Source organism: Rhizobium sp. CRRU65 (assembly GCF_048551595.1).
GTDB lineage: Bacteria > Pseudomonadota > Alphaproteobacteria > Rhizobiales > Rhizobiaceae > Rhizobium > Rhizobium leguminosarum_J.
This window is the reverse complement of record NZ_JBLYZH010000014.1, coordinates 139,502-155,989: the sequence shown is the minus strand read 5'-3', so window position 1 is coordinate 155,989 and position 16,488 is coordinate 139,502. Positions and strand designations below refer to the sequence as shown.

Annotated in this window: 13 protein-coding genes; 8 read left to right on the top strand and 5 right to left on the bottom strand. The window is 60.5% G+C overall.

The features are described 5' to 3' along the window. The first annotated feature begins 189 nt into the window (after positions 1-189). From ACM5SV_RS25760 to ACM5SV_RS25745, 4 genes are all read left to right on the top strand, one after another. Complete coding sequence (locus ACM5SV_RS25760) at positions 190-2,064, top strand: methyl-accepting chemotaxis protein (protein WP_419425444.1); 1,875 nt, start codon at positions 190-192, stop codon at positions 2,062-2,064. Between the two features lie 60 nt (positions 2,065-2,124). Then, complete coding sequence (locus tag ACM5SV_RS25755; RefSeq protein WP_024321864.1) at positions 2,125-2,706, top strand: hypothetical protein; 582 nt, start codon at positions 2,125-2,127, stop codon at positions 2,704-2,706. 177 nt (positions 2,707-2,883) lie between these two features. Next, entirely contained in the window at positions 2,884-3,507 is a 624-nt protein-coding gene (locus ACM5SV_RS25750) for a hypothetical protein (protein WP_105006327.1), read from the top strand. A 342-nt stretch (positions 3,508-3,849) separates the two neighbouring features. After that, entirely contained in the window at positions 3,850-4,908 is a 1,059-nt protein-coding gene (locus ACM5SV_RS25745) for a 3-deoxy-7-phosphoheptulonate synthase (protein WP_018445143.1), read from the top strand. Between the two features lie 750 nt (positions 4,909-5,658). Here the strand turns inward: ACM5SV_RS25745 and ACM5SV_RS25740 are convergent. Next, positions 5,659-6,486, bottom strand: a complete 828-nt coding sequence (locus ACM5SV_RS25740; protein ID WP_105006329.1) for a TolB family protein — start codon at positions 6,484-6,486, stop codon at positions 5,659-5,661. A 44-nt stretch (positions 6,487-6,530) separates the two neighbouring features. Then, a complete protein-coding gene (locus ACM5SV_RS25735; RefSeq protein ID WP_222014881.1) occupies positions 6,531-8,210 on the bottom strand; it encodes an NAD+ synthase in 1,680 nt (559 codons plus the stop codon). Between the two features lie 191 nt (positions 8,211-8,401). Here ACM5SV_RS25735 and ACM5SV_RS25730 point away from each other — a divergent pair, with 191 nt between their 5' ends. Then, the gene (locus ACM5SV_RS25730) at positions 8,402-8,932 is read left to right on the top strand and encodes a DUF1003 domain-containing protein (protein ID WP_138329258.1); all 531 of its coding nucleotides are present in this window, start codon (positions 8,402-8,404) and stop codon (positions 8,930-8,932) included. On the opposite strand, the gene ACM5SV_RS25725 is transcribed toward ACM5SV_RS25730, so the two are convergent. Further along, the gene (locus ACM5SV_RS25725) at positions 8,929-9,327 is read right to left on the bottom strand and encodes a GFA family protein (protein ID WP_419425443.1); all 399 of its coding nucleotides are present in this window, start codon (positions 9,325-9,327) and stop codon (positions 8,929-8,931) included. The two genes, ACM5SV_RS25730 and ACM5SV_RS25725, sit on opposite strands and share 4 nt — an antisense overlap. 285 nt (positions 9,328-9,612) lie before the next feature. On the opposite strand from ACM5SV_RS25725, the gene ACM5SV_RS25720 reads away from it, so the two are divergent. Beyond that, positions 9,613-11,451 (top strand): ABC transporter ATP-binding protein, encoded by a 1,839-nt coding sequence (locus tag ACM5SV_RS25720; RefSeq protein WP_222014883.1) that lies wholly within the window; start codon positions 9,613-9,615, stop codon positions 11,449-11,451. A 73-nt stretch (positions 11,452-11,524) separates the two neighbouring features. Here the strand turns inward: ACM5SV_RS25720 and ACM5SV_RS25715 are convergent, their stop codons facing one another. Next, positions 11,525-12,898 (bottom strand): class II 3-deoxy-7-phosphoheptulonate synthase, encoded by a 1,374-nt coding sequence (locus ACM5SV_RS25715; RefSeq protein ID WP_003540243.1) that lies wholly within the window; start codon positions 12,896-12,898, stop codon positions 11,525-11,527. Positions 12,899-13,117: 219 nt separating this feature from the next. Between ACM5SV_RS25715 and ACM5SV_RS25710 the strand changes: the two genes are divergently transcribed. Beyond that, positions 13,118-14,407, top strand: a complete 1,290-nt coding sequence (locus ACM5SV_RS25710) for a TadE/TadG family type IV pilus assembly protein (RefSeq protein ID WP_221991528.1) — start codon at positions 13,118-13,120, stop codon at positions 14,405-14,407. A gap of 170 nt (positions 14,408-14,577) precedes the next feature. Here ACM5SV_RS25710 and gor read toward each other — a convergent pair whose 3' ends face one another. Next, positions 14,578-15,963 (bottom strand): glutathione-disulfide reductase, encoded by a 1,386-nt coding sequence (gene gor / locus ACM5SV_RS25705; RefSeq protein ID WP_222014884.1) that lies wholly within the window; start codon positions 15,961-15,963, stop codon positions 14,578-14,580. A gap of 291 nt (positions 15,964-16,254) precedes the next feature. Between gor and ACM5SV_RS25700 the strand changes: the two genes are divergently transcribed. Next, positions 16,255-16,467, top strand: coding sequence for a hypothetical protein (locus tag ACM5SV_RS25700; RefSeq protein WP_003540246.1), 213 nt, complete (start codon positions 16,255-16,257; stop codon positions 16,465-16,467). Positions 16,468-16,488 lie beyond the last annotated feature (21 nt).

The following is a 16,488-nucleotide window of genomic DNA, read 5'->3' as shown; positions in this document are numbered from 1 at the left end:
GTGTACCCCAACACCCCATTCTACTTTATGATTTATTCACACATCAAATACACACTGCGTTTGCGCGTTTTGGGTTGCTATCAGGACATGGGCATGAGGGCTCGTGATGTGACCGTCAGCGTCGATGCCCGTATTGATACGCCAGTCGGGAACATGTCCGACTGAGCCGCAATTCTAGGCCGCCGCGGAATGTTTCATTTTTTGAAAACGATGCCTCTGACCGCCAAGCTGGCGGCGATTATCGTTGCCGTCAACCTCTGCGGCATTTCCGCTTTCGCCACCTATACCTGGATGTACGAAACCCGGGCGTTGATCGATGGCGCGAAGGCGAACTGGTCCAAGGATGCCGAGCAATTTGCATCTCTGGCTGCGGGCGGCGTGAAATGGGGGAAGGCGAACGCCGTTCGAGAGGCTTATTCGCTCTACCGCGACGACCCCTCGCTCGATCTCGTGCAGTTTGCCGCATTCAACGCCGAACCTGCCGCCGTCGATACCTGGGCGCGCGATGGCGTCAGTGGTTTGCCCGCACCAGCCGATCTGGCGAAGAGCCTCACCGCGAAACCGGAAAAGACGACCATCGATGACGGTAGAATATCTGCCGGCGTCGTGACGATCATCGCGCCGCTCCCGCTGGATAAGTCGGGCAAGGCCACCGGTTACATCGTCACGAACTGGTCCGTCGAAAAAATCGCTTCCGAAGTCAGGCAGAAAGTTCTCATTTCGCTGCTCACGCAGTCCGCGATTACCGCCATGGCCGTCGTTGCCTTCCTTCTCGCCATGCGCAGCCTGGTCGGCCGGCCCATCAGGGTGATCAGCGAACGAATCAGCGCGTTGCAGAAAGGCGATCTGGTCTCTCCCGTCACCTACAGGGAAAATGGCGACGAGATCGGCTTTCTGGCGCGTGCATTGGAAGTTTTCCGTCACGAGGCGATTGCGAAGGTCGAGAGAGAGCAGGCGGCTGCCGAGCAGAGTGCCTCGCTCGACGCCGAACGGGCGCGCAACGCATTGTTGACCGAAGAGGCCAGCAACACGCAACGGCTGGTCATGAACGCTCTCGCAAATGCATTGGAAGGGCTCGCCGCTGGCGACTTCTCGATACACCTGGCCGATGTCGGTCCAGAATTCGACAAATTGCGTCAGGATTTCAATAACATGGTCGATGCGGTCGCAGCCGCCCTGACAGAGATCAAGACCGCCTCCGTGGCTGTCGAAACTGGCTCGAGCGAGCTGGCGACCTCCGCGGATCAGCTCGCAAGACGCACAGAGCAACAGGCAGCCGCATTGGAAGAAACCGCCGCCGCACTGGATGAGGTGACCACCACGGTCAGAACATCGTCGCAACGGGCTGAAAATGCCGGGCAGCTGGTCGAGGAGACAAAACGGAGCGCCCATGTGTCGGCGACGGTGGTGCGCGATGCGATCGGGGCGATGGACCGGATCCAAAACTCGTCGAGCCAGATCGGCCGCATCATCGGCGTCATCGACGAGATTGCCTTCCAGACGAACCTGCTGGCGCTGAATGCCGGCGTCGAGGCCGCGCGCGCCGGCGAGGCCGGCAAGGGTTTTGCGGTCGTTGCGCAGGAAGTGCGTGAACTCGCCCAGCGGTCGGCAAATGCCGCAAAGGAAATCAAGAACCTGATCAACGTATCCGGCCAGGAAGTTGCCGCGGGCGTCGGGCTGGTGAACGAAACCGGTGACGCACTCCTGAAGATCGAGGAGCAGATCAACCGCATCAGCGATAGCATCGCTTCCATCGTCCAATCCTATCGCGAACAGGCGACGGGCCTGCAGGAAATCAACAGCGCGATCAACCAGATGGATCAGACGACACAGCAGAACGCGGCAATGGTCGAGGAAACCAACGCGGCCTGCCACGAACTGCTGTCGCAAGGACGCCTTCTACAGGACTCGGCCGGCAGGTTCGTCGTCAGTGCGTCTACCGCCAGCCAGCCCAAACCCGTTCAAGCCGCCCGCCAAGCTCGTCCTGAGCCCAGAGCCTTCGCGCAGCGTCATACAGGAAATGCCGCCGTTGCCGCTGCTCCCGGTGCCTGGGAGGAGTTCTGACGTCGTCTGCATCCGATAAGCCTTAGTTCTCAGCAACCTATAATCAGGAAGGAAACGCTTATGAAGAAAATCGTGCCCGCATTTCTTTTGGCCTGCACCGCATTTGCCATGCCCATGGGCGTATCCATGGCGCAAGATGCCAAGCTTGCCCCGATCTCCGACTACGTGACGAGCGACGTCAAGCCCTGGCTCAACGACCCAGCCATCATCGAGGCTGTCAAGGCGCAGAACACTGCCAACGCCAATCTCAGCGCGGCTGATGTTGACGCCCTCGACAAGAAGTGGCGTGCCGAAGTCGATGGCTCAGACCACTCGATGATCGACGGCGTGCTCAACAATGCACTGTCGAAATTCCTTCAGGGAAAGAAGGAGGCTTCCGGCGGCAAGATCACGGAAATCTTCGTCATGGATGCAAAAGGCCTGAATGTCGGTCAAAGCGACACCACATCCGACTACTGGCAGGGCGACGAGGGCAAATTCCAGAAGTCCTTCGGCGCCGGCAAGGACGCCGTCTTCGTCGATGAGATCGAAAAGGATGAGTCGACCCAGACGCTGCAGTCGCAGGCAAGCGTCACGATTTCCGACGACAAAGGCACGCCGATCGGCGCCATCACCGTCGGTGTCAACGTCGACGCCCTGTAATCTCATTAAAACAGTGCAAATGCATATTGCCCGGTAGCAAGCCCGGGCGATATGCATGGACTACGACTTGGCGCGCACGTCGCATGAGTGAGATTGAGTGCGACGTGCTTCGTGCATCCCCCGAGACCATTATCATCTCGGGTACCGCGGCGATGCCAGTGATAAAGGAAACTCTGCTTGCGCCATATCACCTTGTCAGTGCTTCTGAATTTGGCTCTGATAGCCTCCGCCAACGCTGGCGAAAACATTTCCGGCGTTTGGCGAGACTTGTTTACACAGTGCCGAGTTGCAATAGAAACGGGCAAAGACTTCGATGCAACGGGATTACGCGACTTGGGACAAAGCCTGAGGATCGCAGCGCCGCCGACGATGGCCGGATCTACCAAGGCCATCATGCCCGGCTACGACGTGGCCGAACAGCGTTGGGGAATTCCAGGGGACCGTTTTGTCGTGGTCGAAACGGAGTATCCACCGCATGGCGGCAAAACAAGACGTTCCTGCAATCTCGAACTTGCTCCACAGGCGAAGCCAATCTCTGCTGACGAAGAGAGTCTCCTGAGAGCGGCTTTTCTTGCCGAACGCGATAAACTCCTTGATACCGGACGCTATGAGCACTGGAACCCCGACCCCATATTTTCCACCAATCTTGGTATTCGGCTGGCAGGGAACAATGTGAATGGCTGCCGTGTAGTCTCTCTCCTGTTCATCGACACCCAATCCAACTTCCCGTCATTTCTTCAAACGGGCTCTGGTGAGCAAGACGGAACCTGTGGTGGAGCACCACGCCTAATACATCCATAAAGCGCAAGAGACGGTATGTCGTTTGACCCAAGTTGCGCAGCCGCTCCTCATCTAGTTCACCGCGCTCTCTGTGGCGCGCTCTCGATTTCATCTCCGTTGCACCTCCCGCAAAAGCACCAGCTTCCAGACAGAAAATTCTGCGTGACAACGCGCAGGCGTGACACTACATACGCCCCATGTCGATCACATCAATCTACGCCTCGCGATTTTATTGGTACCGCTGCTCACAGCGGATGCGGGTCTATGCGTAACTGAATTCGACGCGACGACAACCCGAACAGCCGCTAGTCTACCTGGCGGCTTTTTTGTTCCGCGCGGGTATGACCAAACAGGAGCCATACCGTGTCTGATACCATTGACGATCTGCGTATCGTCGAAATTACCCCCCTGACCAAGCCTGCCGATATCATCGCGGAAATTCCCCGCAATGCTGATGTCAGCAAGACCGTGACCAGCAATCGCGATGCGATCCACCAAATTCTTCGGGGCGAAGACGATCGCCTGATCGTCGTCATCGGCCCCTGCTCGATCCATGATCCCGTTGCCGCCAGGGACTATGCCGCTCGGCTCACGGAACAGCGGCAGCGCTTCGCCGGCGATCTCGAGATCGTCATGCGCGTCTATTTCGAAAAGCCCCGCACCACCGTCGGCTGGAAGGGTCTGATGAACGACCCGCATCTCGACGGCAGCTACCGCATTGAGGAAGGCTTGCGCATTGCCCGGCGTCTGCTGCTCGACATCAATGCGATGGGCCTTCCCGCCGGCGTCGAATTCCTCGACACGATCACGCCGCAGTACATCGCCGACCTCGTCAGTTGGGGCGCGATCGGCGCGCGCACGACCGAAAGCCAGATCCATCGCCAGCTCGCCTCCGGCCTCTCCTGCCCGATCGGCTTCAAGAACGGCACCGACGGCGGCGTCCGCGTTGCGCTGGATGCCATCCTCGCCGCCTCGCAGCCGCATCACTTCCCGGCGGTAACGAAGGACGGCCAAGCGGCCATCGCCTCGACGACAGGCAATGAGGATTGCCACATCATCCTGCGCGGCGGTAAGCGGCCGAACTATGAAGCTGCCGACGTCGAGGCTGTCACGAACGAAGCCGTCAAGCTCGCCGTCGCCCCCCGCATCATCGTCGATGCCAGCCATGCCAACAGCGGCAAGGACCCGATGAACCAGCCGATTGTCGTCAAATCCGTCGCCGCGCAGATCGCCGCCGGGAACAACGACATCAGGGGCATGATGATCGAAAGCAACCTCGTCGCCGGCCGCCAGGATCTCGTTCCCGGCAAGCCGCTGGTCTACGGCCAGTCCATCACCGACGGCTGCATCGATTGGGACATGTCGGTCGCCGTACTGGAAGACCTGGCGGAGTCCGCCCGCGAGCGGCGGCGGACGCGCTAACGACCTCGCAATTCAACATAACCCCGAGACGCACATTCGATTTCGGGGTTATGTGCTATCGCATCGCCCCATTGTTCGGCCATTTCACGCGTCCTGTAGGTAGGTCGCGGCAAGGCGATCTTATTGAGAGCTGGTTTGGCGCTCAAAAGTGCAAGGCTTCAGTCACCAGGGTCCAATTCGCAAAGCATGCCCTCAACCGGGATGGCCGCCATCTTTTCGGACTGGATATCAAATCTCCAGGCTGCAACTACGTTCTCTGATCGGTAGGAACGATCTGGTAGCTCCACCATCTCTCCGAGAGCGAAAACAAAATCGTTTGGAAACTGGCTCGATGAGCAAAATGCCGATTCCAGAAATTCGTGACGCGGTGACGGCTTCGAAACTGTGATCCTATCGATCACAGTCCACACAGCGCTATTCCCCTTTCTGCCCGTCTCACGTTCAAGCACCAAGGATAACTTCTCGCCACATTTAAACTCGGTCGCCCCATATGTTGGGCCTGCATCTGTCACGACCATCCCGCCGATTTCTATGCAGTCATTCGTAGGGAGACGAGAGGTCTTTCCCTTGATATCGCCAGCCTGGGCTGACACCGAGGTCAGCGTCATAAGGGCTGCGAGCGTAGGAAAATAGCATGACATGGGAAGCTTTCAGCTTTGCATTACGGCAAAGAAATACCAGGATACCGTTGGCGTGAGTATACTGTGATCCCGCTTCGACTATCGTTACAGCGAGATACCGTCCATCGTCCTACTCGGCCGGGAAGTACCGGACATAGGCAAACTCATCACCATCAGGTGACCAGCAGGGCACGTTGATCGTGCCCTGCCCGCCGAACAGCTCGAACAGCGTCTTCAGATTGCCGCCGTCCATGTCCATCAGCCGCAGGCGCACCTCGAGGTCGCGCGGATGGTCGAAGACGGAGGGGTCGTAGGACAGGATCAGCACCTTGTCGTTGTTGGGTGACGGATGGGCAAACCAGTTGCCGTAATCGTCTGATGTCACCTGCTGGAGACCCGTGCCGTCGGGATGGACGCGCCAGATCTGCATCAGCCCAGTGCGGCTGGAATTGAAATAGATCCACTGGCCATCCGCCGACCAGTCCGGCCCGTCATTGCGGCCTTCGCCATGCGTCAGCCGCGTCTCCTCGCCGCCGTCGACGGAGATGGTGTAGATGTCGAAGACATTGTCGCGGATGCCGCAATAGGCAAGCTCACGCCCATCCGGCGACCAGCCGTGCCAATAGGACGGCAGGTTCTTTGTGATGAGCCGCGGCGTGCCGCCTTCGATCGGTAAGGTGTAGATCGCCGACTTGCCGAATTCGGTCTTGTCGGAGATGACAATCTGTGTGCCATCGGGCGAAATGCCGTGATCATTGTTGCAGTTGACGGCAAAGCCGGTATCGACCTTGACCACGTCGCCGCCATCGAGCGGCAGGCGGTAGAGCAGCCCGTCGCCGTTCATGAGCAGGTAGGAACCATCCGGCGAAAAGTTGGGCGCCTCCACCAGCTTGTCCGTCTGCCAGACCTCGCGGGCCCTGCCCGTCCTGACATTGTAGATCTCAACCGAGCTGCGCATGGTTCCTCCCGAAAAACGTGATGCCGTCAGCGATCTCGATTGCGTCAGCGATCCCTGAACCGGTTGGTGATGGGATACCGCCGGTCGCGGCCGAAATTCTTCTTGGTGATCTTAACACCCGGCGCCGATTGCCGGCGCTTGTATTCGGCGAGATAGAGCAGATGCTCGACCCGGTGAACGGTCGCGACATCATGACCGCGCGCGACGATCTCTTCGACCGCCATTTCCTTTTCCACCAGGCATTCAAGGATATCGTCGAGAACGGGATAGGGTGGCAGGGAATCCTGGTCCTTCTGATCGGGACGAAGTTCGGCCGAAGGCGCCTTGTCGATGATATTCTGCGGGATCACCTCGCCAGACGGTCCCAGCGCACCCGGCGGCACGTTTTCATTGCGCCAGCGGGAAATCGCATAGACCTGCATCTTGTACAGGTCCTTGATCGGGTTGAAGCCACCGTTCATGTCGCCGTACAGCGTGGCGTAGCCGACCGACATTTCCGACTTGTTACCGGTCGTCACCACCATCGAGCCGAACTTGTTGGAGATCGCCATCAGGATGACGCCGCGCGCCCGGCTCTGCAGGTTCTCTTCGGTGATGCCGCTGTCCGTGCCTTCGAAAAGGCTGGCGAGCGCGCTGCTGAAGCCCGTCACCGGCTGCTCGATCGGCACGATATCGTAGCGGCAGCCGAGCGCCTTCGCACAGTCGGCCGCATCCTTCAGCGAATCCTCCGAGGTGTAGCGGTAGGGCAGCATGACCGTGCGTACCCGCTCTTCGCCCAGCGCGTCGACGGCGATCGCCGCGCAGATCGCCGAGTCGATGCCGCCGGAAAGGCCGAGCACCACCGTCTTGAAGCCGTTCTTGTTGACGTAGTCGCGGAAGCCGAGCAGGCAGGCGCGATAATCGGCTTCCTCGCGCTCTGGAATATGCGCCATCGGCCCTTCGGCGCAGTGCCAGCCGCTGTCGCCGCGCTTCCATGTCGTCACTGCCAGCGCCGTTTCGAACTGGCTCATCTGGAAGGCAAGCGACTTGTCGGCGTTGAAGGCGAAGCTCGCACCGTCGAAGACGAGTTCGTCCTGGCCGCCGAGCTGGGCGGCATAGATCAGCGGCAGGCCGGTCTCGATCACCTGCTTCAGCACCACCTGATGGCGGATATCGACCTTGCCGCGATAATAGGGCGAACCGTTCGGCGACAGCAGGATTTCAGCCCCGCTTTCAGCCAGCGTCTCGCAGACGCCGAGATCGCCCCAGATATCCTCGCAAATCGGAATGCCGATGCGAACGCCGCGGAAATTCACCGGTCCCGGCATGGCGCCCTGGTCGAAGACGCGTTTCTCGTCGAACTCGCCGTAATTCGGCAGGTCGATCTTGTCGCGCACCGCAATCACTTTGCCGCCGTCGAGCACGGCAACGGAATTATAGCGCCCGGTCTCATCCTGCCGGGGAAATCCGATAATGACACCAGGCCCGCCATCGGCGGTCTCGGCGGCCAGGCTTTCGACCGCTTTCCAGCAGGCGCGGATGAAGGCCGGCTTCAGCACCAAATCTTCAGGCGGGTAGCCGGAGATGAAAAGCTCGGTCAGGACGAGCAGATGTGCGCGCTCGCGGGCAGCGTCGGCGCGCGCCTCGCGCGCCTTGGCCAGATTGCCGGCGACATCGCCGACCGTCGGGTTGAGCTGACCGATGGCGATGCGGAAGATATCAGAAAGGGCGTTTTCCTGTGTCATGTCATTTATTTAGCCTGCAGCTTTCACGACCGCAACACGTTCGGGCCGAAAGCCGCACCTCGCGACGACGAAATTTTGGGAACGGATCTCGCGTGCCCCCGCGCGGCACTGATACGCATTGCAATTTGCCTCCGGAGCGGAATACTGGCGCCGAAAGCGACCGCATCGATAACCGGTATCGGAAACAGGCAATGTCTAATCTTTCGGACTTCGTGCACCATCATTTCGACAAACCGGCCGACGAGCTCGGCGACGTCGAAAAGCGCGTGCTGGCGAAAGCGCACCAACGCAAGGTCATCTCGACCGACGTCAACGCCGCCTTATCAGCCGAGTCATCCTTCGGCGAGCGTATTGCCGATGGCATCGCCCGCGTCGGCGGCTCCTGGTCCTTCATACTCGCCTTCCTCGCCTTTCTCGCCGTCTGGACACTGATGAACACCATCGGTCTGGTGGCGAATCCCTTCGACCCATACCCCTTCATTTTTCTGAATCTGATCCTGTCGATGATCGCCGCCATCCAGGCGCCGATCATCATGATGTCGCAGAACCGCCAGGCCGAGCGCGACCGCTTCGAGGCCGCCAAGGATTACGAGGTCAATCTCAAGGCCGAGCTTGAGGTGCTCTCCCTGCACCAGAAGATCGATATGAGCGTGCTGACCGAGCTGACGGCGCTGCGCGAGGACGTGGCCCGCCTCACAGCAGCGCTTGCCGCCAAGGGCTAAACCGGATTCACGGCGTATTGCGGCAGGCCGTCCGATATCTCGTAGAAATCGCCCTTGTCGGCACAGTAGATATGATGGCCGAAGGTCAGGCCGCTCGGCGCGTCGAAGGCGCCGGCCATGACCGAAATCTCCGCCGATCCGTCCGCCTGCCAGAACAGCGCGCAGCCGCAATTCGAGCAGAAGCCGCGCTGCGCCTCTTCGCTCGACCGGTACCAGCGGACCGCCTCGGTGCCATCGACCGAAAGAGCCGCGCGGGCCACGTTGACCGCGGCGTAATAAAACCCGGTCTGCCGGCGGCACTGCGAGCAATGGCAGCCGACGACAGGCCCTGGCTTCGCCGTCGTTGAAAATCGCACGGCGCCGCAAAGGCAGCCACCTGTATGCCGTTCGGTCATGGTCGCCCTCCCGTTTATGACGGGACGTTGCCGCCGATCGCCCGCGGCGTCAAATCCATTCCGTTCAACGAAATCATCAGAAATCTTGAAAATTGCCGGCCTTATGCATGCTTGGCACCTGTTGCTCGACAACAACAGCCGCCAACCTCATCTCATCCCGGCATTGAATCGCCGGCTGTTGTCGGCGATACTGCAGGTCAAATTTATTCAACCCCCGGGAGACTGACATGAGAGCGACCCTGTCCGAACAGAAAGGAAACATCCCCCACAAGGACATTCAGCTTCATGAACATTCGGTTCTCCCGCGCGAGGAAAAACTCGCGACGCCATAACCCCTTCCTGAAATTCTTCCGCGACGATGCGAATGCCGCCGACCGCGAGCGGCGCTGGTCGCGTATGCGCAAATTCCTCTCCTACTATCGTCCGCACCTGCCTTTGCTGCTGGCGGATCTGCTTTGCGCCATCCTGGTGGCCGGCACGGCGGTCGCCCTGCCGCTCTGCGCCAACATCGTCACGAGCCGCCTTCTGGCTCTGCCCGACGCGCCGCAGGCCTTCGCACACATCCTTGCCATGGGCGGCGTCATGCTGGCCGTTCTGGCGGTCCAGATCGTCGCCATCTTCTTCGTCGATTATCGCGGCCATGTGATGGGTGCGCGCATCGAAGCGACGGTGCGGCAGGAACTCTTCGAGCACTGCCAGAAGCTCTCGTTCAGCTTCTACGACCGCCAGCGCACCGGCCAGCTGATGAGCCGCATCACCAATGACAGTCTGTGGCTGGGCGAGCTCTTTCATCATGGCCCCGAGGATCTTTCCATCGCCGTACTCAAATACGGCGGCGCCATGCTGGTACTGTTCTTCATCGATCCGCCATTGGCGGCTCTCATCCTGCTGCTCACACCGGCGGCGGTCGCCTATGCGCTCTATTTCAACCGGCGCATGAACCGCGCGCTCGAAGCCAGCAAGCGGCAGATCGCCGCCGTCAACGAGCGGGTGGAGGACGCTCTTGCGGGCATCCGCGTCGTCCAGTCCTTTGCCAACGAGGCGCTGGAGAAGGAACGCTTCGCCGAGCAGAACCGACGCTTCCTGCAAAGCCGCGCCGAGGGCTATCGGAGCGAAGCCTGGTTTTCGGTCGGCACCGAAACCTTCGCCCAGCTCGTCACCATATTGGTGATTATCGTCGGCGGCCTGCGCATTCTAACGGCGGAACTGACCGTGCCTGATATGCTGACCTTCCTGCTCTGCGTCGCCGTGCTGGTCGATCCCGTGCAGCGGCTGGCGAATTTCGTGCGCCTCTGGCAGGAGGGTTACACCGGCTTCGTCAGGGCTATGGAGATCCTGGAGATCGCCCCCGATATCACCGATCGGCCGGCGGCACCTCCGATGCCGGCGCCAAGGGGCGAGATCAGCTTCACCGATGTCGCCTTCGGCTACGAGGCCGATGGCCCGCGCGTGCTTGAGCAACTGTCACTCACCATCGCACCCGGGGAGTTCATCGCCCTGGTCGGCCCGTCAGGGGTCGGCAAGAGCACGCTTTGCGCGCTGATACCGCGTTTCTACGATGTCGAGGCCGGGGCGATCCAGATCGATGGCATCGATATCCGCGATGTGACGCTGGCCTCGCTCCGGCGCCATGTCGGGGTGGTGCAGCAGGATGTCTACCTGTTTGCCGGTACAGTGGCGGAAAACCTGCGCTACGGCCGGCCCGACGCCAGCGATGCCGAGCTGGAAGCGGCCGCGCGCGCGGCCAATGCACACGACTTCATCATCGCCCTGCCGCATGGCTATGACACCGATATCGGCCAACGGGGCGTCAAGCTCTCGGGCGGCCAGCGCCAGCGCATCACCATCGCTCGCGCCTTCCTCAAGAATCCGGAAATCCTGATCTTCGACGAAGCAACCAGCGCGCTCGACAACGAGAGCGAACGGGCGGTGCAGCAGGCGCTGCTGAGCCTGGCAAACGGCCGAACCACCCTGGTCATCGCCCACCGTCTGTCGACCGTCCGCCATGCCGACCGCATCCTGGTCCTGACGGCTGATGGCATCGTCGAACAGGGCACTCATGACGAGCTCATGGCGCAAGACGGCGTCTACGCCAATCTGCACAGCGTCCAAGCCAGCATCTGACTGCCTGTTCCACCTTCGCAGCATAAAAAAGCCCGGCATCGCCGGGCTTTTCTTCATCCATTTGGGGCTGCGATCAGCCGTTGGCGACCATGCGCTTTTCGTCGCGGCCACCCTTCATGCGCTCGGCAAGCAGGAAGGCCAGCTCGAGCGCCTGGTCGGCGTTGAGGCGCGGATCGCAATGGGTGTGATAGCGATCCTGCAGGTCTTCGGCGGAGACCGCGCGGGCGCCGCCGGTGCACTCGGTCACGTCCTTGCCGGTCATCTCGATATGGATGCCACCCGGATGCGAGCCTTCGGCGCGGTGGATCTGGAAGAAGCTTTCGACTTCCGACAGGATCCGCTCGAAGGGACGGGTCTTGTAGTTGTTGAGCGTGATCGTGTTGCCGTGCATCGGATCGCAGGACCAGACGACCTTGCGGCCCTCGCGCTCGACGGCGCGAATGAGCTTCGGCAGGCTGTCGGCGACCTTCTCATGGCCGAAGCGGCAGATCAGCGTCAGGCGCCCGGCCTCGTTGGCAGGATTCAGGATGTCGATCAGTTGCAGCAGATCGTCGGCCTGCAGCGACGGGCCGCATTTCAGGCCGATCGGGTTCTTGATGCCGCGGCAATATTCGACATGCGCATGGTCGGCCTGGCGCGTGCGGTCGCCGATCCAGATCATGTGGCCCGACGTTGCATACCAGTCGCCCGAGGTGGAATCGACGCGGGTCAGCGCCTCCTCGTAGCCGAGCAGCAGCGCCTCGTGGCTGGTGAAGAAATCGGTCTCGCGCAGTGCCGGCTGGTTTTCCGAGGTGATACCGATCGCCTTCATGAAATCCATGGTTTCGCTGATGCGGTCGGCAAGCTTGCGGTAGCGCTCGCCCTGCGGGCTGTCCTTGACGAAGCCGAGCATCCACTGATGCACGTTTTCGAGATTGGCATAACCGCCCATCGCAAAGGCACGCAATAGGTTCAGCGTCGCAGCCGACTGGCGATAGGCCATGGCCTGGCGTTCCGGGTTCGGAATGCGCGATTCCTCGGTGAACTCGATACCGTTGATGATGTCGCCGCGATAGGCCGGCAGCGTCACATCGCCCTGCTTCTCGACATTCGACGACCGCGGCTTGGCGAACTGGCCGGCGATGCGGCCGACCTTGACGACCGGCAGCTGAGCCCCGAAGGTCAGCACCACGGCCATCTGCAGGAAGGCGCGGAAGAAGTCGCGGATATTGTCGGCACCGTGTTCGGCGAAGCTCTCGGCGCAGTCGCCGCCCTGCAGCAGGAAGCCGTTGCCTTCGGCGACATTGGCGAGATGTTTCTTCAGGCGGCGCGCCTCACCTGCAAAGACAAGCGGCGGATAGCTGGCGAGCGTGGCTTCCGTTGCCGCCAAAGCGGCTGCGTCGGGATATTCGGGAACCTGCAGGATCGGTTTTTGCCGCCAGCTGCTCGGGGTCCAATTGTCTGCCATCTCACTCACCTGTTCTCACATCCATACCTCAGGATGCCCTCAATATGCGGCGGCTTATAGACCTTTAGGTCAGGCTTGCAAAGACCATTCGCCGACAGTTGTCGCCTCATCGCCGCCGCCCGCCCTGCTCTAGTTAAACCAGCGTATACCATGTCGATTTTCCCATACTTTAGACTTTCAATGTAGAACCGGAGAGAGTTTCAACTTCGGGGACATGGCATGGCGATCCTTCCGCCCGGTTTCATATCGGACCGCTCGGGCAATTTCGGCATCATGACGGCACTGCTGGTGGTGCCGCTCTTCGGAGCGGCCGGCATGGCGGTGGATTTCGCCCACGCACTCAGCCTGAGGACGCAGCTCTACGCCGCTGCCGATGCTGCCGCCGTCGGTTCGATCGCCGAAAAATCCGGCGCCGTCGCAGCCGCCATGACCATGAGCGGCAACGGCACGATCTCGCTCGGCAAGGACGACGCCCGCAGCATCTTCATGTCTCAAATATCCGGGGAGCTGACCGACGTTCAGGTCGATCTCGGAATCGATGTCACCAAGACCGCCAACAAGCTGAATTCGCAGGTTTCCTTCAGCGCGACTGTGCCTACCACCTTCATGCGCGTTCTTGGCCGGGATTCGATCACGATCTCCGGCACTGCGACGGCCGAGTACCAAACCGCCTCCTTCATGGATTTCTACATCCTGCTCGACAACACACCTTCGATGGGTGTCGGCGCAACCGCCACCGACGTCGCGACAATGGAAAAGAACACCAGCGACACCTGCGCCTTCGCCTGCCACGAAACGCAGAACAACAACAATTATTACAATCTCGCCAAGAAGCTTGGTGTCAGCATGCGCATCGACGTCGTGCGCCAGGCGACCAAGGAACTGACGGTGACCGCCAAGTCCACGCGTGTTTCCAGCAATCAGTTCCGCATGGGCGTCTATACGTTCGGCACCAAGGCCGAGGATGCAAAGCTGACCACCATATCCGACCCGACGGACGATCTCGACAAGGTGCGCAGCTATACCGACGCCGTCGATCTCATGACCATTCCGTTTCAGGGCTATAACAACGACCAGCAGACGAGCTTCGACAGCGCGTTGACGCAGATGAAAACCATTATCACCACCCCCGGCGACGGCAGCACCGCCACGACACCGCAGAAGATTCTGTTCTTCGTCTCGGACGGCGTCGGCGACAGCGAAAAACCGAAAGGCTGCACCAAGAAACTCACCGGCAACCGTTGCCAGGAGCCGATCGACACGTCCTTCTGTCAGCCACTGAAGGACAAGGGTATCAGGATCGCGGTGCTCTACACCACCTATCTGCCGCTGCCGAAAAACAGCTGGTACAATACGTGGATCAAGCCTTTCCAGGGCGAGATCCCGACGAAGATGCAGGCATGCGCCTCGCCCGGCCTCTATTTCGAAGTGACGCCGACCGAAGGCATCGCCGATGCGATGAAGGCGCTTTTCCTCAAGGTCATCCGGGCACCGCGCATCACCAGCTAGCGCATCGGCCGGAAAATCGAAATCGGTTTTCGGAAAGCACGATGCGTAGGCTCAAAGAGTTAGAGCGTCCTTTGTGCGTCCGAAAGGACGCAGGGCGCTCTAATGCATGTCGCCCGGAAGTGCGCAGCGGTTCCGGGTCAACGACATGCAAGGCAAAAGCACGTTGCGGCTCAAATGCGCTTACCGTCGCGGATCCGATAGCTCGGCGCATACATGGTGACGAGCTCTTCGGCCGCCGTCGGATGCAGCGCCATCGTTCGGTCGAAATCGTCCTTGGTGCAGCCGGCCTTCAGCGTGACGCCGAGCAGCTGCGCCATCTCGCCGGCATCGTGGCCGAGGATATGGGCACCCACCACCTTGCGGCTCGCCGCATCGACGATCAGCTTCATGATCATCCGCTCGGCCCGCCCGGAAAGCGTGGCCTTCAACGGCCGGAACTGGGCGCGGTAGACCTCGAGTTCGGGATAACGCCTGCCCGCCTCCTCTTCCGAAAGGCCGACGGTGCCGATCTCCGGCTGCGAGAACACGGCGGTCGGGATCAGCTCGTAATCCGGCCGGGTCGGATTGTTCTTGTACTCGGTCTCGATGAAACACATCGCCTCGTGGATCGCCACCGGCGTCAGCTGTACCCGGTTGGTGACATCGCCGAGCGCATAGATGTTTTCGACATTGGTACGGAAATATTCATCGACGATAACGGCGCCACGCTCGTCGACGGCGACGCCGGCCGCCTCAAGACCGAGGCCTTCGGTGTTCGGATCGCGCCCGAGCGCCAGCATGACGACGCCGGCTTGCAGCGTGCCGTTGTTCAGCGTCTCCAGAACGAGCCCGTCCGCACCCTTCGAAACCTTCTGCAGCGTATCGTGGCAGAGGATGCGGATACCCTTGGCGACCATCGCCTCGTGCAGCCCGCGCCTCAAATCTTCGTCGAAGCGCGACAGGATCTCGGCACCGCGATAGATCAGCGTCGTCTCGACGCCGAGGCCATGGAAGATATTGGCGAATTCGACGGCAATATAGCCGCCGCCGGCGATGACGATCGATTTCGGCAGTTCTTCAAGATGAAAGGCCTCGTTGGAGGAGATGCAGAGTTCGTGACCGGGAAGGGCCGCATGCGGGTTCGGCCGTCCGCCGGTGGCGATCACGATCGTCTTTGCCGTCACCGTCTGTCCGGTTTTCAGCAGCCGGACCGTATGGGCATCGACGAGTTCCGCGCGCGTTTCCAGGATCTCGGCATTGGCGCCGGCGAGACCTTTCTTGTAGAGGCCTTCGAGCCGGGCGATTTCAACATCCTTGGCCGCCACCAGCTTCTTCCAGTCGAAGCTGGTTTCGCCGACCGTCCAGCCGAAGCCCGCCGCATCCTCGAAATGCTCATGGAACTGCGAGGCGTAGACGAAGAGCTTTTTTGGCACGCAGCCGCGGATGACGCAGGTGCCGCCGTAGCGATACTCCTCGGCGATCGCCACTTTCTTGCCGAGCGAGGCGGCGACACGGGCGCCGCGCACACCTCCTGAACCGCCACCGATGACGAAGAGGTCGTAGTCGTAGGAAGACATGAGGAGCTCCGGAAGGGAATCGCAGGAAGGATGTTCCTGATATAGGGGCGATCATCATGAAAACAAAAGCCCGCTCCTGCATCATCCGGTTCCCATCGCCGAATCTTCATTGTAAAGGGCTGACCCCAGTCACCGTCTACGGTTGACCCAGTCACCGTCTACGGTTGACCCGGTCACCGTCTAGGTTGGCCCAGACACCGACTTCGGTTGACCAGTCACCGTTTACGGTTGACCCGGTCGGCCGAGGCTGGCAGGCAATCCATGGGATGGAAAAGAATGGCGGAGCAAAAGATGGATCAAACTCTCTTCAGCAACCTGTGCAAGGCTGGCAAGTTCAAGGAAGCGCTCGGCCTCGCCATTCAGGGCCACGAGGACGAAAAATACACGCCGAGCCGTTTCTCGATCGACAAGAAGACGCGACTGCCGATCTTCTACCGCGGCAACAAGCGCGTGGAGCCGGATGAAGAGGGTGTGTGGCAACTTGCAAAGAACCCGAACCCATAGGGGCTGAGGTGCGGCGCATAT

What these genes read in the sequence shown, in the direction of transcription:
- ACM5SV_RS25730 (WP_138329258.1), top strand. Translation starts at nt 8,402, where the DNA reads ATGTCTAATCTTTCGGACTTCGTGCACCATCATTTCGACAAACCGGCC.
- ACM5SV_RS25735 (WP_222014881.1), bottom strand. Translation starts at nt 8,210, where the DNA reads ATGACACAGGAAAACGCCCTTTCTGATATCTTCCGCATCGCCATCGGT.
- ACM5SV_RS25755 (WP_024321864.1), top strand. Translation starts at nt 2,125, where the DNA reads ATGAAGAAAATCGTGCCCGCATTTCTTTTGGCCTGCACCGCATTTGCC.
- ACM5SV_RS25715 (WP_003540243.1), bottom strand. Translation starts at nt 12,898, where the DNA reads ATGGCAGACAATTGGACCCCGAGCAGCTGGCGGCAAAAACCGATCCTG.
- ACM5SV_RS25710 (WP_221991528.1), top strand. Translation starts at nt 13,118, where the DNA reads ATGGCGATCCTTCCGCCCGGTTTCATATCGGACCGCTCGGGCAATTTC.
- gor (WP_222014884.1), bottom strand. Translation starts at nt 15,963, where the DNA reads ATGTCTTCCTACGACTACGACCTCTTCGTCATCGGTGGCGGTTCAGGA.
- ACM5SV_RS25725 (WP_419425443.1), bottom strand. Translation starts at nt 9,327, where the DNA reads ATGACCGAACGGCATACAGGTGGCTGCCTTTGCGGCGCCGTGCGATTT.
- ACM5SV_RS25720 (WP_222014883.1), top strand. Translation starts at nt 9,613, where the DNA reads ATGAACATTCGGTTCTCCCGCGCGAGGAAAAACTCGCGACGCCATAAC.
- ACM5SV_RS25760 (WP_419425444.1), top strand. Translation starts at nt 190, where the DNA reads ATGTTTCATTTTTTGAAAACGATGCCTCTGACCGCCAAGCTGGCGGCG.
- ACM5SV_RS25740 (WP_105006329.1), bottom strand. Translation starts at nt 6,486, where the DNA reads ATGCGCAGCTCGGTTGAGATCTACAATGTCAGGACGGGCAGGGCCCGC.
- ACM5SV_RS25700 (WP_003540246.1), top strand. Translation starts at nt 16,255, where the DNA reads ATGGATCAAACTCTCTTCAGCAACCTGTGCAAGGCTGGCAAGTTCAAG.